Source organism: Burkholderia sp. MSMB617WGS (assembly GCF_001532025.2).
GTDB lineage: Bacteria > Pseudomonadota > Gammaproteobacteria > Burkholderiales > Burkholderiaceae > Burkholderia > Burkholderia savannae.
The window spans coordinates 2,475,199-2,497,111 of the sequence record NZ_CP013458.1 but is presented as its reverse complement, the minus strand read 5'-3'; the positions used below and the strand labels follow the sequence as shown (position 1 = coordinate 2,497,111).

Here is a 21,913-nt window from a genome sequence, read left to right as displayed (position 1 = left end):
CGAGGTGCGTGGTGCGTGGTGCGAGGCGCGAGGCGCGAGGTGCGTGGTGCGAGGCGCGAGGTGCGTGGTGCGTGGTGCGAGGCGCGAGGTGCGTGGTGCGAGGCGCGTGGTGCGTGGTGCGTGGTGCGAGGCACGTGAGCGGCACGGGCCTTGCCTCATCCGTCGCTCCGCTCGGGCCGCGACAGCGGCGCGTTCACGCGGCCCGCTTCGGCGTCGCGCCGACGAGCAGCCGCACCGCGACGGCCGCCGCGAGCGCGAATGCGCCGCTCACGCACAGCGCGACCGAAAAGCCGCTCGCGAAGCCGGACGGCGCGATCCGCGCGAGCGCCGCGCCGGCATGCGGCGAGAGGCTGCGTAACGCCTGCGCGAGGTCGCCCGCGAGCAGGCTCGACATGAAGCGCGCGTCGAGCGCGCCGAGCAGGTCCGGTGTGTGCGCGACGCGTTCGGCGAGCGCCGCGTGGGTCCGCGCGGCGAGCACGGCGCCGAGCACGCCGACCGACGTCACGATCGCGGAAAAGCGCGTCGTGGTGCTGATGCCCGACGCCATCCCGGTCCGCTCCGGCGGCACGCACGCCATGATCGCCTTTTGCGTGTCGCCGTTCAGGATGCCCGCGCCGCATCCGGTGATCAGCATGCCGAGCGCGACGAGGCCGTAATGCGACGCGCCCGCGAACGCCGCGGTCGCGAAATTCCCGATGCCGATCAGCGCGAGCCCGCAGCCGAGCACGGTCGCGGCCGGCGCGCGCGCCGACAGCGCCGCGCCGAGCGACGGCCCGACGACCATCGCGAGCGCGAACGGCAGCATGCCGAGCCCCGCGTCGATCGCGGACATCCCGAAGCCGATCTGCAGATAGAGCGGCAGGAACGTCATCATCACCTGCGCGCACGCCGCGTAGCCGAACATCGCGAGCAGCGCGCCGACGAAGCGCGGTTCGCCGAACAGCGCGAGGTCGATCATCGGGCGCCGCTGCCAGCGCTCGGCGCCGACGAACGCCACGACGAGCGCCGCGCTCGCCGCGAAGCGCGCGAGCGTGCCGGGCGCCGACCAGCCGAGCGACGGCGCGTCGATCAGCGCCCAGATGCCGATCGCGAGCGCCGAGCCGAACAGCACGCTGCCCGGCACGTCGATGCGCTTCGCGTGCGGGTCGCGCGATTCGTCGATCGTCGCGCGAACCGCCACGGCGAGCGCGATGCACACCGGCAGGTTCAGCAGGAAGATCCAGCGCCACCCGATCCATTGCGCGATCGCGCCGCCGACGAGCGGCGCGATCGTCGTCGCGATCCCCATGCACATCCCCCAGATCGCCCATGCGCGCGCGCGGTCGCGGCCGTCGGGGAAGCGGTTGGCGATCACGGCGAGCGCCGACGTGAGCAGCATCGCGGCGCCGACGCCCTTGACCGCGCGCGCGACGTTGAGGAACACGGCCGACGGCGCGAGCCCGCAGCCGAGCGACGCGACGAAGAACACCGCGAGCCCGGCGAGCAGCACGCGCTTGCGGCCCGCGCGGTCGGCGAGGCCGCCCGCCGGCAGCAGGCACGCGGCGAACGCGGTCATGTACGCGCTCACCACCCATTCGATGTCCGCGAAGCTCGCGTGGAACGTGCGGGCGATCGACGGCAGCGACACCGCGACGACGTTGGTGTCGAGCACGATCAGCGAGCAGGTCGCGGAGGCGGTCGCGAGCGCGCGCCAGGCGGTGCTGCGGTGCGCGCGCGGGGGCGCGGCGGAGCCCGGCGCGGCAATGGGCGCGGGGGCGGGCGTGATCGCGGGCGTGGGTGCGGCGGGCGACCCCGGCACATGAAGGATGGGCTCCATCGGAGCGGATCGAGAAGGCGAATCGTGCATGCCGGACACCGTGACGCGAAGGGGGAACGGCATGTTAGGCTGGTCGCCTATTGCACGTCATTGATATAGAAATTCATCTTTATTGCATCATGGAGCAATAAATGGATCGCCTCGAACTGCGTCACGTCCGCGCATTTCTCTGCGTCGCCCGGCATTTGCACTTCGCCCGCGCGGCGGACGAGCTCGACATCGCGCCGCCCGCGCTGACGCGGCTCATCCAGGACGCGGAGCGGCTGCTCGGCGTGCGGCTGTTTCATCGCACGCGGCGCTCGGTCGCGCTGAGCGCGGCGGGCGCCGTGTACGTCGGTCAGGCCGAGGCGGCGCTCGCGCATCTCGCGCGCGGCCGGGAGCTGGCGGCGCTCGCCGAGCGCGGCGAGATCGGGCGGATCGAGGTCGGGTACGTGTCGTCGGCGGCGTACTCGGGCGTGCTGCAACGCACGATCGGCGCGTTTCGCGACGCGCATGCGGGCATCAGCGTGGACGTGCGGGAGGTCTCGATGGGCGCCGTCGCCGCGCAACTCGACGCGGGCACGCTCGACGTCGCGTACGTGCGTCCGCCGCTGCCGTTGCCGGACGGCGTGCTGACGCACACCGTGCATCGCGACGTGTTCGTCGCGGCGGTGCCCGCGCATTCGCCGCTCGCGGCGGGCGAATCGATCCGGCCGGCCGCGCTCGCGGGCGAGCGCTTCGTCGTGCCCGAGCAGGCGCTCGGCACGCTCGAAGTCGCGCGCCGCGGGCGTTTCGAGCCGATCGTCGCTGCGCGGCCGGGCGCGCTTGTCGCGGTGTTGGCGTACGTGTCGGTCAGCGGATTCGTCGCGGTCGTGCCGCAGGCGCTCGTCGGCTGCGTCTCGCTGCCGGGCGTCGCGTATCGGCCGATCGAGGGCAAGCCGATTCCGTCGGAAGTCGCGCTCGCGTACCGGAAGCACGAGAAGGCGCCTGCCGTGCGCGCGTTCGTGCGGTACGTGCGGCAGGCGACGCTTTAGCGGAGAGCCGAGTCGTGCGCGGCGGGGGATTCGGCGGTTGGGGGGATTCGTTTTCCGGGGCTCGATGCCGCGAGCTTGGGGGGCTCGGTTGGGAGCTCGGTTGGGAGCGCGGAATTCGGAACTTGCGGCTTGATGGTCGAGGCGTGGAGCACGGAGCGCGAAACTCGGGGTTTAGGTTTCCGAACCGGGAACTCGGGACTCGGAGCCGGGTCCGGAGCTCGATGCTCGATGCTCGATGCTCGATGCTCGATGCTCGATGCTCGATGCTCGATGCGAGAGGCGCATAAACACACCTGCAGGCTTTGCGATATGAAATCGCGACTGCGCCGACGCAAATGCGCGGGCGCGCACGGCGGCGCGGCACATCGGCCTCTCGCGCCGAGGCGCCTTCGCCGCGCCCCGCGCCCCGCGCCCCGCGCCCCGCGCCCCGCGCATCAAGCATCAAGCATCAAGCATCCGCAGGCAGCGATGCGTACGCGGTCGCGAGGTGATACGGCGTCGTCGACGGCATGTCCGCGCGCGACACGTCGCCCTGCGCGGTCTTGCACTCGTACCAGCCGCGCGGATGCAGGAATCGCTCGGCGAAGCGGGCGATCTGACGGGCGAGCGCGTCCGGCTCGCCGCCGTGCGTCGCGAGCGCGCGCAGATATTCGGTCTGCGCCCAGATGCGCTGCGTGCCGTCGATGCATGCGCCGTGCTCGTCGGTCGCCGCGCGGACGCCGCCCGTGCCCGGATCGACGCCGTGCCGCTGCGCGAACGCGTACGCACGCGCGAGCGCGTCGGGCAGGCCCGTCGCCGCGAGCCGCGCGCCCGCCGCGTTGACGAGATAGAACCATTCGAACTGATGGCCGGGCTCGAAGCGATTGTCGGCGCTGCCGAGCGGGAGCTCCGCGACGCAGCCGGTATGCGGATCGACGAACGTGCGCTCGACCGCCTGCGCGGTGCGCAGCAGCGCGTCGTCGAACGCGGCGTCGCCGAACGCGCGGCTCGCGGCGAGCCAGCCTTCCGTCAGATGCATCAGCGGATTCTGCAGCGGGCCGCCTGCCGTCGCGGCGAAGTCCTCGCCGCGTGCCGAATCGAGCAGCGCGCTGCCGGGCGCCGGCGCGAAGCGCTCGCCGATCAGCGCCGCCGTGCGCTGCGCGACCTCGCGCGCGTCGCGATTGCCGAACGCCGCGAAGTACTCGGCGCACGCGAACACGACGAACGCGTGCGTATACAGATCCTTGGTGCGATCGAGCGGCGCGCCCTGCGCGTCGACGCTGAAAAACCAGCCGTCGTGGCGAGGATCGCGAAAGTGGCGGCACAATGCGGCGAAGAGCGCGTGCGCGTGCTCGGCGTCGCCCGCGTGCGAGAACACGAACAATTGACGCGCGCACGCCATCGCGCGATAGCGGGTGACGGGCAGCGGCGCGTGCGTGTCCGGCGCGACGGCCTCGAACGGCAGTTGCAGCGCCTGGTTGAAGCCGGGCCCGCGCCAGAGCGGCAAGACGACTTGCGCGAAGTGGCGGCGCAACTGAGCGGCCTGGCCGGAAGCGGAGACGGGTGCGGACATGGCGAATGACGACGCGGTTGACGGTGGAAGAAAGCGGCCCCGGACATGCGGGCCGAGCGGCAAGGATAAAGCATGCGGCCCGCCGCCGTCGAAAAAAGGAGAGTGCGGATGCTGAACAACGTCGAACTCATCATGCGGCTGATTCTCGCGGCGGCGCTCGGCAGCGTCATCGGCATTGAGCGCGAGCGACTTTCGTGGGCGGCGGGGCTGCGCACGCACATGCTCGTGTGCGTCGGCTCGGCGCTCATCATGATCGTGTCGGCGTTCGGTTTCGCCGACGTGCTGGGCGAGGCGCACGTCGATCTCGATCCGTCCCGGATGGCCGCGCAGGTCGTCTCGGGGATCGGCTTTCTCGGCGCGGGGTCGATCCTGCTGCGCGGCGAGATCGTCCGCGGGCTGACGACGGCGGCGAGCCTGTGGTCGGTCGCGGCCGTCGGGCTCGCGGTGGGCGGTGGACTGTACGTGGCGGCGATCGCGGCGACCATCATCATTCTCGTGATCCTCGCCGGCATCAAGCCGCTCGAGCGGCGCTACCTGACCGTGCGCCAGCGCCGTCATCTCGTGCTGCTGGTCGAGCGCGGCACGCTGACGTTCGATTCGCTGCACGCGGCGCTCGGCGTCGACAGCGCGCGCGTCAAGCGCTTCATCGTCCAGCAGAGCGAGGATGCGGCGGACAGCGACGAAGTGACGATCGCGCTTAGCCGCGTTTCGGACGGCGAATACGAGAGCATGTGCGCGCGGCTGCGGCAATTGCCGGGCGTGAGGGGCTTCACCGAGCAGAAGAGCGGCTTGCCGGACGATTGAGGCGCGGGATCGCGCGGCGGGCGTGAGACAATGCGGCCTTCCCGAAATTGTTCGCAGCACATGCCCGGCGCGCGTGCGGCGCGCCGCTGAACGATCCATGACCGATTCCGCAGCATTCTCACGTACTCGTTCCTCCCGTTCGTCCACGGCCAGGCGGCGGCCGCGCGCCGCGGCGGCGAACGGCCGCGTGCAATCGCGCGCGGCGGGGCGCTCCGGCCGTGACGCGGCCTCGAGCGAAGCGTTTCGCGACGAGCACACGCTCGATCTGTTCGGCGCCGCCGCCGCGGGAGCGCGCGCGCAGACGGACGATGCGGCTGCCGGTTCGGGGGGCGACGGGAAGCGCGATGCGCAGGGGCGTGCGCAGCAAAGCAGTTTTGAGGGCTTCGATTCGCCGCGCGGCGAGGCCGACTTGCGTGCGGGGCATGCGCGGGACGCGGAGGGAGCGGCTCGTGGCGGGATGGCGGGCGGCTCGGCTGCTGGCGTGACGGTCGTGGAGGCGGCGGCCGATGCCGTGGCGGCTGATGATCGGGCAGGGGCTCGCGCCGATGCTCAGGCCGATGCTCGTACCGATGCTCAGGCTGACGCTCGTACCGATGATCAGGCCAACACTCAGGCCAACACTCAGGCCAACACTCAGGCCAACACTCAGGCCAACGACGGGACAGCCAGCGCTCCAGCCGACGAATCGGCGGACCAGACGAAAACGGGCGTGTCGATGGCCGAGCCTGCCGACGAGACATCGGACGACGCAACGCGGAGCGCGCCTGCCGCGCCGCCGATCGCAGAAACGGCGGATGCCGTCGTCATGCCGCGTGCGGCGGGCGCGGCGACGTCGAACGCCGAGGCGGAAAGCGCGCGCGGCGCGCGTGCGTCGGTGCGCGAAGCCGAAAGCGCCGGCGAACGGGCGGATCTGCTGGGCGGATTCGCTGACAGCACGACCGCACATACGCAAGACGGCGCGCACGAGCGCTCCGCCGCCGAGACGACGGGCGACCGCCCGCAAGACAAGACTTCGGCGCATGAAGCGACAAGCACCGCAGCGAGTTCCATCGAGGCCGCATCGGCGGATGCGGCCCCTGGGCGGCGCGATGCATCCACCGTCGACATATCGGCCCCGGTGGCGCCGAACGTCGGCGCTGACGACGCGGCGGCCGCCCGGCCGCCCCGTTCGCGCCGTTCGTCTTCGCGTCGCGCGAACGGCAAGAAGCAGGCGGCCGAAAGCGGCACGCCTGCGCGCCGCACGCCTGAAGGCGATGCAGCTCGCGGCCAGGCGAGCGGAGGTCGAACCGTCACGGGCGAAGCGGCTCGAAGCCAAGCGTCGGCGGAATCGGTGCGGCAGGAATCGGTGCGGCAGGAATCGGTGCGGCAGGAATCGGCCGAACACGGCCGGGCCGCCGAAGCGGCCGCGAAGAAGCGCGCGGCGGATCGCGCGCCAACGAACCCAAAGCGAGCCGATTCGATCCCGGCGAATTCGCAGCCGGCATCGCCGGTTGCGATTCGAACGGCAAGCGCCGCGGCGCGCAGCGACGCCGCCGCGTCGGATGACGCACAGGCGCTGTCGCAATTGTCGAACGCGCGGCACGCAAACGGCAATGCGACGCCTGCCGCGTACGCATTCGGGGCGACGAACGGCGCCGGCGGCGTCGGTAATAGCGTCAGCAACGACAATTCCGACAATCCCGGCAATCCGCCCCATCCCCCCGCGACTGTCGCGCATTCCGGATCGCCCGCGTCTGGCGGAGCGTCGGCGTCTCCCGCACCCGATCGCCAGACGGCCGAGCCGCACGCGGCTCCCGCGCCGTCGAATGCGCCCGCCGCGCCGCTCGACCTCGACGCCCAGTTGCGTCCGCTCGCCGACCGCGTCCGCGCGCTCCAATCGGAAACTATCGATCTGCGACGGGCGGCCGATACGGAGATGCGCCGGGTCAACCGTCTGCTGCTCGCGCTCGCGGTGGTCGTGCTCGCGGCGATCGCCGCGCTGATCGTGCAGGCGATCCAGTCATCGCGGCAGCGTGATGAATATGCTGCATTGCAGCAACGCATCGACCGACTCGTCGCCGCTCAGGCGACCCAGGAGGCAACGATCGCGACGCTGACCCAGCGCCAGGACGAGCTCGGCGCGCAGCTGGAACGCTTGACGACCCATCCTTACGGCGTCGCGACGCCGGCCAGGCGGCCACACCGAGGCCGCGGCCACTGATTGGAAAGGGACGGCTGGCCGATGCGGCGCGATGCCGCGCGCATGTTGCGAGAACGCGACGCGCCGGTTCCATTTGTGCGGAAAACGAACATTCCGCAGAGATTTTGCTGCGACGCACTAGCGCAATCTAGGGAAAACCCCTAGAATTTTATCTAAGGGAAAACCCTAGACGCTAGCTGACAGGAGTCGCAAATGAGCCTCATCTTCGCACTGCTTCAAAAGATCGAAGACCTTTTCGCGTCGCCGCATCTGCCGCTCGACGCCGACTATTCGTACAAAGCCCGCCACGCCGAATCGGAGCGGGTGCGCAAGTCGCACGTCGCTCAGATCGGCCTGATCCGTCGCTGATTGACGCCGTCGGCGAGGTCGCGGCCCGTTCGCGCGTTCGCCAGCCGGCGGATGAGAAGCCGCATCCGGTGAAATGGCGGCCCGCGCCGGCAGGCACGACGCGCCCGGTCACGGCGAATTCAACGAACCGCCGCTGCGCCGAAAGCCGGCGGCGCAGCGTGCCCTTGCGCCAGCCGCGATCGACCGGCGCCTTTCGTCGCGTGCATCGCCGATCGCGCCGTGATGCGGCCGACGATCGATCGACGACGGTGCGGCAGCGGCCGCGCCAGCCTTGGTTCGAACCGCCGCGCGCCGCTTCTCGCTTGCAGCTCACTCGCCGCCTTGGTGGAGCGCAGCCTCGCCGCGATAGACGCTGATCGCCATCGCGATCGCGGCGAGGCTGCACACGACGCCCACGACGAACACCGCCGACGTGTCGGCGAATTTCGCGACCACGCCGGCAAGCGGCGCTGACAGGCCGATCGCGATGTCGAAGCATGCGTCATAGAAGCCGATCGCCATCCCGAAGTCGTGCCGCGCGATACCGCGAATCGCGACGAGCGCGAGCAGCGGATAAATCATCGACACGCCGAAGCCGCTCAGCGCGGCGCCGAGCATCGACATCGACGGGCTCGTCGACTGCCAGATCAGCAGTTGCCCGACTGCCTCGATCGACAACATCCCCACCGCCATCGCGGGTGAGCTGTTCCTGTCCGTGCTCGAGCCGAGCAGCAGCCGCGCGCTCACGTAGCCGATCCCGAACGCGGACAGCGCATATTCCGCGCCCGACCAGCCCTTCTCCATGTATGCGACCGCCACGAACGACGTGACGGTCACGTAGCCGACGGTCGCGAGCCCGAACACGAGGCCGGGCCGCCAGATTTTCCGGATCGTCCGCAACGCGCTGCCCTTGTGACCGGCGGGCGCGGCAAGATGCGCGTTCGGCAGCCGCACCGCGATGAGCAGGCCGATCAACGGAATGACCGCGGTCGCGAGCGCGACGATCCTGAAGCCGAACATCTCGTTGAGCGCGGCGGCGAGCGCCGCCCCGGCCGAAATGCCGGCGAACATCGCGATGCCGATCCACGACAGCGCCTTGCCCGCGTTGCTCGCGCCGAATATGCCGATCGGCCAGGTGCTGCCGCCCGTGAACAGCAGGCCCTGCGCGAAGCCCATCGCGATCCGGCCGACGACGACGAGCGCGAGGCCGAGCGCCGGCGTCGACGCGAATTCGCTGCCGACGAAGTAGAACGCGCCCGACGCGAAGCTGCCGATCAGGCCGATCGTCACGGCGATCTTGGGGCCCTTGCGGTCGGCGGTGACGCCGGCGAAGTGCCGCGTAAGCAGCGTCGCGACGGATTCGACGCCCATCACGAGCCCGACGACCGTCATTCCGTATCCGAGCTTCGCGTTGACGAATGCGGGGACAGATCCGAGCGGCATACCCATCGCCATCAGGCCGAGAAAGACGACCACTGCTATCGGAACGAAGCGGCTCAGGCGGGCCGGCTGCACCTCCATACATTCGCTCATCGATGTTCCTGTCGGAAAAAAAGCGTCGAGAAAACGCTCGCCGTGAGCGATCGCCTTCCATAAACGGACGCGTTGTGCAATGTCGTCGTTGTCGTGCCGACGCGCGGAGCCCGGTTTCCGACGGATTGTATCCGCTGCGGCGATTTTGTTCCGACGATTGATTCGCGCGGTGGAACGCTGCCGGTGTGACGGTTGAATTCGCGACGTCGAGGCCGTTTCGTCGGCGGACGGGCGGACGGGCGAGGAAAAGCGAGATCGCGTGGGAACGGGGCTAGACGGCGAACGAAGCAGCGAGCGAAGCAGCGAACGAGACAGCGGGCGAGGCAGTGAACGAGGCGGCAAACAAGAGGGCGGACGTGGCCGTGGGCACGGCGGGCACGCGGATCGCGCGAAGCGATGGGCGGAGACGCCGCCGGCGCGTTCGGCAAAAATGGGAAACGGACGGCCGCGTACCGAGCGCGCAAATCGACGCGCTCGAACACGATCGAGCCGACAGCGCGAACGCACGCATCCGGCGGCTCGCGAGCGAATTCCGATTCGCGCAATCTCCCGCCGCCCGCTACACTGGGTGATACACCGGCATCTTCGAAGAGGTGCGGCATGCTCCAGATGCGCCCGATGACCCAGACGGAATTCCGCGAATACCGGGAACGCGCCGCGCGCGGCTATGCGCGGGATCTGATCGAATCCGGCCAGAGCGAGCCCGACGAAGCCGACGAGCGCGCGCTTGCCTGCATCGACACGCTGCTGCCCGATGGGCTCCTCACCGACGACCAGGTGTTGCTCACGCTGCGCGAATCCGGCGACGGCGTCGTGCTCGGCCACCTGTGGTATGGCGTCGTCGCGGAAGGGCCGCACCGGACGCTCTTCATCTACGATCTCGAAATCGAGCCCGCCTTTCGCCGCCAGGGCTGGGCGACGCGCGTGCTGCAGGCGCTCGAGGACGATGCGCGGCAATTGCGCGTGAGCGAGATCGGCTTGTCGGTGTTCAATCACAACACGGCCGCGCTCGCGCTGTACAGCGAGCTCGGCTTCGCCGCCGCGACGACGACGTTCGTCAAGTCGATCGAACCGCTTTGAGCGGGCGGTCGCGCGGCCGCCGCGTGCGCGTCGCGCGTGGCGTATCGCCGCGCCGCCATCGTAGATTGCGGATCGCACGAATGCCGCCGATGTTGCCGATGTCGCGGGGCGGCGGCGCGAGGGGCCTTCGTCCTCGATGCGATTCGCGCCGTTTCCGCGTGCGTTTCGATATTCGCGCGCCGCTGGGCGATGCCGCGGGCGTTCCTGCTCCCGCGCTTATTCCGGCTCCTTGAGCCGCTTGTCGCGCCGGCACCTCGAGAGCGGCAGTTGCTTTGCTTTCAGCACCTTCACGATCCGGCGTTCCTGCTTGTCGGTGATCACGGTGAGGCACGCGCATGCATAGCCGTGCGGGCCGTTGGTCTCGACGTACTGCTTGCCCGCCATGTCGGGAATCAAATCCATTCCTTCGGCTTCGGGGCCGCCCATCGTGCCGAGCGTCCATGAGCCGGTGCGGTCGTCGAGCCACCAGTTCGCGGGCGTCGGGTTCTGGAGCCAGCCGCAGCGGATTTCGGCGTACGCGTATTGAGTGCCGGCCAGCGCGAGGACGAGCACGGCGAGCAGATGGCTTGCGGCGCGGCGCGATCGCGAGGTCGTCGCGATCGCCGGCGCGTGCTTGGCGTTGCGGTGGGTAGGGGATAAGGTCATGCTGCGTGATGCGCGGTGCGTTCGTCCGTCGCCGTCGTTCTATCGATGGATGAAGTCTAGCGCAGCCGCGCACGCGGGCGTGTCGCGATTTGTCGCGAGCGGTCGTGGCGAGCGGTGTGCGGTGCGCTGACGTCGAATGCGGAGTGCTGAGCGCTGAGCGCTGAGCGCCGACCGCCGACCGCCGACCGCCGACCGCCGACCGCCGACCGCCGACCGCTGACCGCTGACCGCTGAAACGTTCAAACGCAAAAGTGCAGAACCGCTCAACCGCGCCTCTCGCTTCACGCGCGGATCGCGCCTCTTCACGCTCAGAGCCCGTTTGAAAATTGATGAAACGGCGAATTCCAGCTCATCTGGTCCACGCCTGCATTCCTTGCCGACGGGCTACTTTCAAGGCAGCGCTCTACATCAGTGTGGCTACGAGGGCGGAAATTTGCATTTCCAAACGGGCTCTCAGCGCGCGTCGCCTTTCCAGCGCCGCAGCAGCAGCGCGTTCGTCACGACGCTCACGCTCGAGAACGCCATCGCCGCGCCGGCGATCATCGGATTCAGCCAGCCGAGCGCCGCGAGCGGAATCCCGACCAGGTTGTAGACGAACGCCCAGAACAGGTTCTGCTGGATCTTCCGATACGTGCGGCGCGAGATGTCGACCGCATCCGCGACGAGCGCCGGATCGCCGCGCATCAACGTGACGCCCGCCGTGTGCATCGCAACGTCGGTGCCCGTCGCCATCGCGATGCCGACGTCGGCGGCAGCGAGCGCGGGCGCGTCGTTGATGCCGTCGCCGACCATCGCGACGACGCCGTCGCCCGCCGTCGCCTTCATCTGCGCGACGACGCGCGCCTTGTCGTCCGGCAGCACTTGCGCGTGGACTTCGTCGATGCCGAGTGCCGCCGCGACGGCCGCCGCGCTGCCCCGGTTGTCGCCCGTCACGAGCGCGCTCCTGATGCCGCGCGCCGCGAGCCGTTCGATCGCGCGGCGCGCGTGCGGCTTCACCGTGTCGCCGAACGCGACGAGCGCGAGCGCCTCGCGCGGCGCATCGGCGCGCATCAGCCACGACACCGTGTTGCCCGCCGCTTCGAGCTCCGCTGCGCGGCGCGCGACGTCGGCGGGCACGGCGATGCCGAGCTCGTCGCGCCAGCGCGTGCTGCCGAGCGCGAGCAGGCGGCCGTCGACGTGCGCCTCGACGCCGCGCCCCGCGACCGCGCGCGGCGTGTCGGTACGCGCGGCGGCGAGAGGCGAGCGGCGCGCGTCGGCGTCGGCGTCGAACGCGGCGACGACCGCGCGGGCGAGCGGATGCGCGCTGTCGCGCTGGACGGCGGCCGCGAGTGCGAGCGCGTCGGCGCGCGCAACGCCGATCGCGTCGAACGCGGTGACGGTCGGCTTGCCTTCCGTCAGCGTGCCCGTCTTGTCGAATGCGACGATGCTCGCACGCTGCGCGAGCTCGAGCGCCTGCGCATCCTTGATCAGCACGCCGTGCCGCGCGGCGACGCCCGTGCCCGCCATGATCGCGGCGGGCGTCGCGAGGCCGAGCGCGCACGGGCACGCGATCACGAGCACCGCGACCGCGTTGAGGATCGCCGTCTCGACGCCCGCGCCCGCGACGAGCCAGCCGGCGAACGTGACGAGCGCGATCGCGACGATCGCGGGCACGAACACCGCGCTCACGCGATCGACGAGGCGCTGGATCGGCGCTTTCTCGGCCTGCGCGGATTCGACGAGGCGGATGATGCGCGCGAGCGTCGTTTCGGCGCCGATCGCGGTCGTCGCGACGGTGAGCGCGCCTTCGCCGTTGATCGAGCCGGCGGTCACGCGGTCGCCCGGCTCCTTCGGCACGGGCAGGCTCTCGCCGGTGATCAGCGATTCGTCGACGTGCGTGATGCCCGCTTCGATCCGGCCGTCGACAGGCACGCGCTCGCCCGGCAGCACGCGCACGACGGTGCCGATGCGCACCTGCGCGAGCGGGACGTCGCGCTCGACGCCGCGCTCGACGATGCGCGCGCGATCGGGGCGCAGCGCGTTGAGCGCGCGGATCGCATCGGTGGTCTGCCGCTTCGCGCGCGCTTCGAGCCATTTGCCGAAGCGCACGAGCGTGACGATCACCGCGGACGCCTCGAAATACAGATGCGCGGTGTGGCCGGGATCGCGCAGCATCAGCCAGATGCTCAGGCCATACGCGGCTGACGTGCCGAGCGCGACGAGCAGGTCCATGTTGCCCGCGCGTGCCTTGAGCGCGTGCCACGCGGCGCGGTAGAAGCGCGCGCCGAAGCCGAACTGCACGATCGACGCGAGCACGAGCTGCAGCCAGGCGGGCAGCGCGGCGTCGATGCCGAACGGCGCGGCGAACATCGGCAGCGCGAGCGGCGCGGTCAGCACGGCGGATGCGATCACGAGCGCGCGCTCGCGGTGCGCCTCGGCGCGCTTGCGGTCTTCGGCGGCGGGCGGCGCGGGGCGGGTCGGGGCGGCCGGTGCAGCCGGTGCGGCTGCGGCGGAGGCCGCGGGCGCGGCGCTCACCGGCGATGCGCGATAGCCCGCTCGCTTTACCGCGTCGACGAGCTGAGCGGCGTCGAGATGCGCGTCGGCGTCGACCGTCGCTTTCTCGGTGGCGAGGTTGACCGTCGCGCGGGTGACGCCGGGAATGTGCGACAGCGCTTTTTCGACGCGGCCGGCGCATGACGCGCACGTCATGCCGTCGATGTCGAATTCGAACGTCTTGGCCGCCGCGCCGTGCGTCGCGGGAGCGACGGTTGCAGTCGTTTCGTCGGTTGCGAGCGCCGTGGGCGACGCGGGCGAGTGCGCCGCGTCGTCGAGCAAGCATGCGGGCGGCGTCGGCGAAGCCTCCGCATGCGCGTTGCGCACCACGTCGGCGCGATACCCGGCCTGCTCGACGGCCGCGACGAGCGTTCGCGGATCGGCGTCGCGCGCGATGCCGACCGTCGCGCGCGCCGTCGCGAGATCCGCCGTCACGGCCGTTACGCCGCGCACTTTCCGGAGCGCCTGCTCGACGCGTCGCGCGCAGCCGCCGCAAGTCATCCCGCCGACGGTCAGCGTCACGGTCGCCGCGCACGTCGCGATGGCGTCGCCGTCGCCTGCTTGCGCGCCTTCGCGTTGCGTATCCGCATCCCGGCGCGCGGCGGGGGGCGTTGCGACCGTCGCGCGGTATCCGGCGGCGCCGAGCGCGTCGATGAGGCGGGGCGCGTCGACGGCGGGCGTCGCGTCGACGGTCGCCGTGCCGGCGTCGAGGTCCACGGTCGCGCCGGTCACGCCCGGCACCCGGGCGAGCGCCTTCTCGACGCGCGCCGTGCAGCCGCCGCAATGCATGCCTTCGACGAACAGCGTCGTCGTGACCGATGGGGCGGGAACGAGCAGGTTTGTCATCTGCCATCCGATTCGATGAGGCGGACGATGCCGCCGATGACCCGAAGTATCAACTTTCCCATGATGGGAAGGTCAAGCGTGCGGTGGCGGGCCGATGACGGTCGCGCGGAGGCGGGCGGAGCGGGGCGATCTCGGCCGAGGACCGCCGCGCGGCGCTGCGGCGGACGTTCGGGCGGCGGGCGCGGCGCGGTGGCCTTGAGCGACGCCGCGGCGTTTGGCCGCGTATCGGCGGAGGCACGGGGACGGTCGGGACATTCGGCTTGGGTCTTGCTGCCTGCAACCGCCAACCGCCAACCGCCAACCGCCAACCGCCAACCGCCAACCGCCAACCGCCAACCGCCAACCGCCAACCGCCGACTGCCTACTGCCTACTGCCACTGCCCCTTGCGTGCCCACCGCTCCCAATGTGCCTAATTCGCCCAACGTGCTGAATGCCAACCGCCAACCGCGCCAAATTTCCCCGACGCACCCGCTCGCTGCCGTTGTCGCCACCACCGCTATATCCGTCATCACTACCGCTACCATTGCTAGCCGCTGCCGCTGCCGCTGCCGCTGCCGCTGCCGCTGCCGCTGCCGCTGCCGCTGCCACCGCCACCGCCACCGCCACCGAAGCGCACCTCGCGAACGTTCGCCGCATCGCCGAATCGAAGCACCGCAAGGAGGAACCATGTCGACGAATACGACACGACTGATGGCCGCGGCGCTCGGCGTCGCGCTGACGTTCGGCGCGCCGTTCGCGCGCGCCGCGAGCTTCGACTGCGCGCGCGCCGCGAGCGCCGCCGAACGCGCGATCTGCAAGACGCCCGCGCTCGGCGAGCTGGACGTCCGCATGGACGCGTACTACGAGATCCTGCGCAACGCACGTCCGGCCGACGAGGGAATGGCGTACCGCGAGTTCCGCGACGCGCTGCGCGACGAGCAGGAGCATTGGCGGCGGCGCGTGCGCGACGCATGCGGCGTGCGGACCGATTGCCTGACGAGCGCGTACACGGCGCGCATCGCCGCGTTGCGCGATGTCGCCGGCGAGCGGCTCGTGCTGCGAATGACGGGCGCGAACGCGTCGCCGCCCGGCGCCGCCGACGCGACTTACGTGATCGACGGCGAATCCGTCAAGCTGACGCGCGGCGAATCGGTGCAGGCGGCCGCGCCGGGCTCGGCGACGAAACGTGTAACGGCACTCGTCGCGCAGAGCGCACCGGCGACGATCGCCGGCCGCGCGGTGACGGCCGTCCTGTTGAGCGACGATCCGGGCGGCAGCGGCCGATTCCTGTATGTCGCGACCGCGCAGCCGGACGGCGGCGGCGCGCCGGCCGTGCTGCTCGGCGATCGGCTGACGCCGGTGTCGGTGTCGATCGAGCGCGCGGCGACGGGCGGCGCGCTCGTCGTCGTCGAATATCTGGACCGCCCGGAGGGCGCGCCGTTCGCGCAGGCGCCGACGGTCAAGGTCGTGCGGCGCTTCATGCTCGAGCGAGGCCGGCTCGCCGAGCGGCGCGGCTAGCCGCGTGCGCGGCCGGCGCGCACGGACCGGCGCGCATGCGAGGCTCACGTCATTCGGGCATTCGACTTGCGGCGCATGGGCGGCCGATTCCACCCGAACCGCGATGCGCCGCCGCCCATCGTTGATCGTCGGCCGCAACGCGCCGCCGCCCATCCGCTTTCCGCTGCCGCAATCCCAAATAGTGACCACGCGCCGCCGCAACCGTGCCGCCATCGCGCCGCGCCCCGTCTCGCGCCGCGCCGAATCGCCCTATTGTGCGATCAGGCATTGTTTTTGCCGGTGCGACGAGAGTACGATACTGCCGATCAAAAAATAAAGAGCTGATCAAGCAACAGCCGGCCGGCACGCACGCTACGAGGAAACCACCGCGCCCTACGCGCCGGCCGCCGATCAACACGCGCGGCCCTGCCGCGCGTTCGCCGTGCCACCGAATGACAACAAACCGACGAGAATCCGCTGTTTCTCTGCGGCGCGCTTGCGCGTCGCTTGCCGCGCTGGCGCTGCTCGCCGCCTGCACGTCGACGCCCGAGGCGATCCAGCGCAAGACGGGCTGGATGCGCAGCGAGGTCGCGGATTCCTATATCTACGCTTACCCGCTCGTGCTGATGGACGCCGCGAAGGAGGCCGCGACGGCCGACGGCGCGCCGGGCGGCACGCCCGTCAACACGCTGCGCCACGCGCAGGCGCTGCCCGCGCCGGGCTCGGCGAATCCGCCGCTCGCGAGCGTCGACCTGCTCGATTCGTCCGCCTGGCTCGACGTCGCCGACGAACCGGTCGTCGTCGTGCTGCCCGACACGCGCGGCCGCTATTTCGACGCCCGCGCGCTCGACATGTGGACCAACGTGCTGTGGTCGACCGGCCCGTCGGCGAATCCGCGCTCGGGCGTGAGCCGCGCGCGCGCGGTCGCGTTCGTCGGCGCCGGCTGGGAAGGCGCGCTGCCCGAAGGCGTCACGCGCGTCGACGTGCCCGCGCGCAACGCCTGGCTCGACGTGCGGATTCAGACGAGCGGCGGGCGCGATCTCACCGCCGTCAAGAAGCTGCAGCGCGCGATCCGCGTCGTGCCGCTGTCCGTCTACACGGGCGATGCGCGCGGCGCGTCGCGCGCGGTGCACGCGGGCGCGGCGTCCGCCGATCCGGCGTCGGAGGCCGCTTCGCCCGTTGCGCGGGTCGCGGCGCTCGATCCGCCCGCGTTCTTCTCGCGCGTCGCGCGCGCGTTGCAGGACAACCCGCCGCCCGCCGCCGACGCGCACGCGCAGGAAATCCTCGCCGACATCGGAGTGACGGCGGGCGCGCCCGTGCAATGGAAGGGCGACAAGCTGATCGGCGCGGAGAACGGCGCGGCCGAGGCGCGCGAGCGGCTCGCCGCGCTGCCGCCGAACGTGCTGGCCGCGAACGGCTGGAACTGGCTCGGCGACAGCGCCGGCCGCTACGGCCAGGACTACGCGCTGCGCGCGTACGCGGCGTCGACCCAATTCGGCGCGGCGACGCGCGACGACGAAACCGTCGCCGTCGTGAAGACCGACAGCGCGGGCCGGCCGCTCAACGGCGCGAATCGCTATGTGATCCGCTTCGCGCCGAACGCGTTGCCGCCCGCGCGCGCATTCTGGTCGCTCACGCCGTACACGCCGGACGGCGCGCTGCCCGATCTCGGCCGCGCGCGCCGCTCGATCGGCGAGCGCGACCGGCTGCGCCGCAACCGCGACGGCTCGCTCGAGATCGTCGTGTCCGCGACGCCGCCCGGCAAGGGCTACGCGTCGAACTGGCTGCCCGCGCCGCGCGCCGATTTCGCGCTCGCGCTGCGGCTCTACGCGCCGAAGCGGCAAGCCGCCGACGGCACCTGGCAGCCGCCCGCCGTCGTTCGCAAGTGAACGTTCGCGCTCGCCGTCCGGTCATAAGGCCGGGCGCTGCGCGCGCCGACGCCCGTCTCCCACGCTGCGTCGCGAAAGGCGCAGCGCCTATACTGGCGAAAGCCGGACGCTCCCGTCCCGATTTCCTCGCTGCCGTTCCCACGGCGATTCAGTAATGGCATTCAACAAAGAAACCGTCCAATCGACCTTGCAGAAGCTCGGCGCGGCCGCCCGGTCGCGTCGCGCGAAGCGCGCCGGCATCGGCGTGCTGATTTTTCTCGCCGTGTTCGGGCTGCTGGGCTTCTTCGCGGCGCCGCCGCTGATCCGGCACGTCGCCGAGCAGCAACTGAGCCAGCAGCTCGACCGTCCCGCGACGATCGCGCGCATTGCATTCAATCCTTACACGCTGCGGCTCGAGGCCGACGGCGTCCATGTCGGCGAGCGCGGCGGGCAGGGCGATTTCGTCGACATCGGCAAGCTCGTCGTGCGCGCGTCGTGGTCCTCGCTCGCGCGCCTCGCGCCGATCGTCGACGAAGTGCGGCTCGATCAGCCGCGCCTGCGGATCGTTCGCTACGACGCGCAGCGCTTCAACTTCACCGATCTGGTCGACAAGTTCTCGAAGCCTTCGCCACAGCCGTCGACGAAGCCGGCGCGCTTCTCGGTGTCGAACATCCAGGTCAACGACGGCCGCATCGATTTCGACGACCGGGTGCTGAACGCGAAGCACGTCGTCGACCAATGGTCGCTCGGCGTGCCGTTCATCGCGACGCTGCCGTCGAAGACCGGCATCTTCGTCGAGCCGAAGCTGCGCGCGCGCCTCGACGGCAGCCCGATCGCGCTCGACGGCAAGACGAAGCCGTTCGCGCAGTCGCGCGAATCGTCGATCAACCTGAAGTTCGACGGCCTCGACGTGCCGCGGCTGCTGTCCTATGCGCCGACGAAGCTGCCCGTCGACGTGCGCTCGGGCAAGCTGTCGAGCGACCTCGACGTCAATTTCTCGATGGCGGGCGAGACGCCGTCGCTGCGCGTGTCGGGCACGGTCGATCTGAACGACGCGCAGGTGACGAGCCCCGCGAACGAGCCGCTCTTCGCCGCGCATGCGGTGCACGTGGCGGCCGCGCAGCTCGAGCCGCTGCGCAACGTGCTGCATTTCGACGACATCCGGATCGATCAGCCGGTGGTGTCGCTCGCGCGCGACAAGGCGGGCGCGCTGAACGTGATGAAGCTGGCGGGCGGCCCGGCGGGCGCGCCGGCCGCGGCGAGCGCCGCCGCTGCCTCGTCGTCGGCGGCTGCGGCAAAATCCGCGGCGGCATCGGCATCGGCATCGGCTTCGGCATCGGCAGTGGCTTCAGTTTCAGCGGCGGCTTCAGCTTCGTCCGACCCGGCCGCTTCGGCGTCGTCCGCATCCGGCGTGGCTGCATCGGCCGCCGCGCCGGGTCCGGCCGCGTCGAGCGCGGCGAGCGCCGACAAGGAAAAGGCGCAGCCGCTCGACCTGACGATCAAGCGCTTCGCGATCAACGACGGCCAGTTGAACCTGAACGACGCGTCGCTCGCGACGCCCGCCGCGATCTCGCTCACGCACGTCGCGACGACGCTCGCCGATTTCACGCTGGCGGGCAAGACGCCCGCGCGCTACACGCTCGCGACCGACGTCGCGAGCGGCGGCTCGCTGAAGGCCGAAGGCGCGTTCAGCCTCGCCGCGCGGCAGGCCGACACGAAGCTCGTCGTCGACGCGCTCGCGCTGCCGGTGGTGCAGCCGTACCTCGCCGGCGCGACGTCCGCACGCGTGCTCGACGGCGCGCTCAGCACGTCGATCAACGCGAAGGCGGACTGGTCGAAGACGCCGCTCGACGCGCAGGTGAGCGACAGCGAGCTCGGCCTGAAGTCGCTGAAGATCGCGCTGCCGAACGCGAAGACGCCGGCCGTCGCGTTGCCCGAAGCCAGCGTGAAGGTGACGAAGATCGACCTGGCCGCGCGCACCGCCGAGATCGCGAGCGTCGACGCGACGGGCCTCGCGCTCGACGTCGCGCGCCTGCAGAACGGCCAGATCGATCTCGCGTCGCTCGCGGGCGAAAGCGGCAAGGCGGCGGGCGCGCGTGCCGCCGCGCGCGGCGCGCAGCCCGCCGCGCCCGCGTGGCGCTACCGGATCGACGAGCTGAACGTGAAGGACGCGAAGGCGAACTTCACCGACCGCTCGACGCCGCGCCCCGTGAAGCTCGCGTTCGCGCCGCTCGCGCTGAACGTCAAGCAGATCAGCGAGGACTTGTCGAAGCCGCTGCCCGTCAGGCTGACGACGACGCTGAACCGCAAGGGCTCGCTCGACGTGTCGGGCAACGTGACGGGCTCGCCGCTGAAGGTCGGCCTGAAGCTGAACGGCAACCGGCTCGACGCGGCCGCGTTCGAGCCGTACTTCGGCAGCATGCTGAACGCGACGGTCGCGAGCGCGCTCCTGAACGCGAAGGGCGATTTGAGCGTCGAGCAGGCGAAGCAGTCGATGAAGGCGTCGTATCGCGGCGACGCGGCGCTCGTCGACGTGCGGATGCTCGACAAGGTGACGTCCGATCCGTTCGCCGGCTGGCGCTCGCTCGCGCTCGCGAACCTGAAGGCGAACTACGACGACGTGCGCGGCACCGACGTCGAGGCGTCGCGCGTGACGTTCTCGAACTTTTACGGCCGCGTGCTGCTCGACGCGCAAGGCAAGCTGAACCTGCGCGAGGTCGTCGCGAAGGAAAGCGGGCCCGCGCAGTCGCTCACGCGTGACGCGAGCGGCAAGGAGCCGGTGCCGCTCACGCCGCAGGCGGCGCCGGAAGCGAAGGCGGCCGTCGCGGCGTCGGCGCTCGAGCCGGCGTCGGCGCCGATGCTCGCGTCGGCGGCCGCATCGGCGCCGGCCGCACCGGCCGCGGGCGCGTCGGCCGCCGCGGCAGCGCCCGCGTCGGGCACCGCCGTCGTGCGCGCGGCCGCGCCGCCGCAGCATCCGGTGCGGCTGCATTTCGGCCAACTGCTGTTGCAAAGCGGCCGCGTCACGTACACCGATAACTTCATCAAGCCGAACTACACGGCGAACCTCGTCGCGATCAAGGGCACGGTCGGTGCGTTCGGCACCGATTCGACGACGCCCGCGCCCGTCGACATCGCCGCGAATCTGGCGGCGAACGGCCCGATCACGATCAAGGGGACGGTGAATCCGCTGATCGAGAAGCCGGCGCTCGACCTGACCGCGACCGCGCACGACATCGAGCTGACCAACCTCACGCCGTACTCGGCGAAGTACGCGGGCTATCCGATCACGAAGGGCAAGCTGAACGTCGATCTGCACTACAAGCTCGACAACGATCAGCTGAGCGCGAACAACCACATCTTCATCGATCAGCTGACGTTCGGCGAGCACGTCGAGAACGACACGGCGACGAAGCTGCCCGTGCGGCTCGCGATCGCGCTCCTGAAGAACTCGCGCGGCGAGATCGACGTGAACGTTCCGGTGTCCGGATCGTTGTCGAACCCGGAGTTCAGCGTCGGCAGCCTGATCTGGCGCGCGGTGCTGAACCTGATCGCGAAGGCCGTCACGTCGCCGTTCACGCTGCTCGCGCACGCGTTCGGCGGCGACGGCGAGGAGCTCGGCTACGTCGAGTTCGAGCCGGGCCTGGCGACGCTGTCCGACGCGTCGCAGAAGAAGCTCGACACGATCTCGAAGATGCTCGCCGAGAAGCCCTCGATCCGCCTCGACCTGATCGGCCGCGTCGATCCGGACAAGGATCTGCCCGGCCTGCGCGCCGCGTACGTCGAGCGGCTCGTCAGGCAGCAGAAGCTGAGGGACGTGGTCGGCCAGGGCGAGAGCGTCGATCCGAGGGCGGTGAAGGTCGATCCCGCGGAATACACGAAGTACCTGACGAAGGCCTACAAGGCCGCCGACTTCAAGAAGCCGCGCAACATGATCGGCTTGACGAAGACGCTGCCCGACGACGACATGAAAAAGGCGCTCGCGGATCACGCGAGCGTCGACGATTCGAGCCTGCGCACGCTCGCGCAGGACCGCGCGGAGGCGGTTCGCCAGTATCTGGAGGGCAAGGTCGATTCGAGCCGGATGTTCATCGTCGCACCGAAGCTCGACGCGAAGGGCATCGAGGACAAGGGGGCGACGACGCGCGTCGATTTCGGCCTGAAGTGACGGCGCGCGACGCCGGCGCGATGCGCGCGGGCGGCGTCGATTCGACGAAGGCGGT

The 21,913-nt window shown here is 70.7% G+C and carries 13 protein-coding genes and 1 pseudogene; 9 read left to right on the top strand and 5 right to left on the bottom strand.

The genetic code is table 11. The features are described from left to right. Positions 1 to 193: 193 nt before the first annotated feature. A complete protein-coding gene (locus WT60_RS31870; RefSeq protein ID WP_236860898.1) occupies positions 194 to 1,816 on the bottom strand; it encodes an MFS transporter in 1,623 nt (540 codons plus the stop codon). Between the two features lie 131 nt (positions 1,817 to 1,947). Here WT60_RS31870 and WT60_RS31865 point away from each other — a divergent pair, with 131 nt between their 5' ends. Further along, positions 1,948 to 2,829, top strand: coding sequence for a LysR family transcriptional regulator (locus WT60_RS31865; RefSeq protein WP_038754702.1), 882 nt, complete (start codon positions 1,948 to 1,950; stop codon positions 2,827 to 2,829). 448 nt (positions 2,830 to 3,277) lie between these two features. On the opposite strand, the gene WT60_RS31860 is transcribed toward WT60_RS31865, so the two are convergent. Next, positions 3,278 to 4,381, bottom strand: coding sequence for an AGE family epimerase/isomerase (locus WT60_RS31860; protein WP_059575544.1), 1,104 nt, complete (start codon positions 4,379 to 4,381; stop codon positions 3,278 to 3,280). Between the two features lie 108 nt (positions 4,382 to 4,489). Here WT60_RS31860 and WT60_RS31855 point away from each other — a divergent pair, with 108 nt between their 5' ends. The 3 genes from WT60_RS31855 to WT60_RS34855 all read left to right on the top strand — a co-directional run bounded on the left by WT60_RS31855 (position 4,490) and on the right by WT60_RS34855 (position 7,733). After that, positions 4,490 to 5,185 (top strand): MgtC/SapB family protein, encoded by a 696-nt coding sequence (locus tag WT60_RS31855; RefSeq protein ID WP_038754708.1) that lies wholly within the window; start codon positions 4,490 to 4,492, stop codon positions 5,183 to 5,185. 97 nt (positions 5,186 to 5,282) lie between these two features. Continuing rightward, positions 5,283 to 7,385, top strand: a complete 2,103-nt coding sequence (locus WT60_RS31845; protein WP_186448635.1) for a hypothetical protein — start codon at positions 5,283 to 5,285, stop codon at positions 7,383 to 7,385. Between the two features lie 192 nt (positions 7,386 to 7,577). Further along, a complete protein-coding gene (locus WT60_RS34855; RefSeq protein WP_162836180.1) occupies positions 7,578 to 7,733 on the top strand; it encodes a hypothetical protein in 156 nt (51 codons plus the stop codon). A 309-nt stretch (positions 7,734 to 8,042) separates the two neighbouring features. On the opposite strand, the gene WT60_RS31840 is transcribed toward WT60_RS34855, so the two are convergent. After that, positions 8,043 to 9,245, bottom strand: coding sequence for an MFS transporter (locus WT60_RS31840; protein ID WP_082759132.1), 1,203 nt, complete (start codon positions 9,243 to 9,245; stop codon positions 8,043 to 8,045). Positions 9,246 to 9,845: 600 nt separating this feature from the next. Here WT60_RS31840 and WT60_RS31835 point away from each other — a divergent pair. Next, the gene (locus WT60_RS31835) at positions 9,846 to 10,325 is read left to right on the top strand and encodes a GNAT family N-acetyltransferase (protein ID WP_038754713.1); all 480 of its coding nucleotides are present in this window, start codon (positions 9,846 to 9,848) and stop codon (positions 10,323 to 10,325) included. 216 nt (positions 10,326 to 10,541) lie between these two features. Here the strand turns inward: WT60_RS31835 and WT60_RS31830 are convergent, their stop codons facing one another. Together WT60_RS31830 and WT60_RS31825 are read right to left on the bottom strand one after the other, a co-directional pair. Beyond that, entirely contained in the window at positions 10,542 to 10,970 is a 429-nt protein-coding gene (locus tag WT60_RS31830) for a DUF4087 domain-containing protein (protein WP_082745195.1), read from the bottom strand. A 453-nt stretch (positions 10,971 to 11,423) separates the two neighbouring features. Beyond that, positions 11,424 to 14,348, bottom strand: coding sequence for a heavy metal translocating P-type ATPase (locus tag WT60_RS31825; RefSeq protein ID WP_082759130.1), 2,925 nt, complete (start codon positions 14,346 to 14,348; stop codon positions 11,424 to 11,426). 616 nt (positions 14,349 to 14,964) lie between these two features. Here WT60_RS31825 and WT60_RS31810 point away from each other — a divergent pair. The 4 genes and pseudogenes from WT60_RS31810 to WT60_RS31790 all read left to right on the top strand — a co-directional run. Beyond that, a pseudogene (locus tag WT60_RS31810) lies at positions 14,965 to 15,846 on the top strand (lysozyme inhibitor LprI family protein); the annotation flags it as partial. Between the two features lie 431 nt (positions 15,847 to 16,277). Beyond that, on the top strand, positions 16,278 to 17,714 hold the full coding sequence (locus WT60_RS31800) for a DUF1254 domain-containing protein (RefSeq protein ID WP_060355226.1): 1,437 nt from the start codon (positions 16,278 to 16,280) through the stop codon (positions 17,712 to 17,714). Further along, a complete protein-coding gene (locus WT60_RS34850) occupies positions 17,711 to 17,869 on the top strand; it encodes a transcriptional regulator (protein ID WP_161788684.1) in 159 nt (52 codons plus the stop codon). Before WT60_RS31800 ends, WT60_RS34850 begins: the two co-directional genes overlap by 4 nt. Then, on the top strand, positions 17,869 to 21,858 hold the full coding sequence (locus WT60_RS31790; RefSeq protein ID WP_060355225.1) for a DUF748 domain-containing protein: 3,990 nt from the start codon (positions 17,869 to 17,871) through the stop codon (positions 21,856 to 21,858). The genes WT60_RS34850 and WT60_RS31790 overlap by 1 nt, the downstream gene beginning before the upstream one ends. Positions 21,859 to 21,913: the final 55 nt, after the last annotated feature.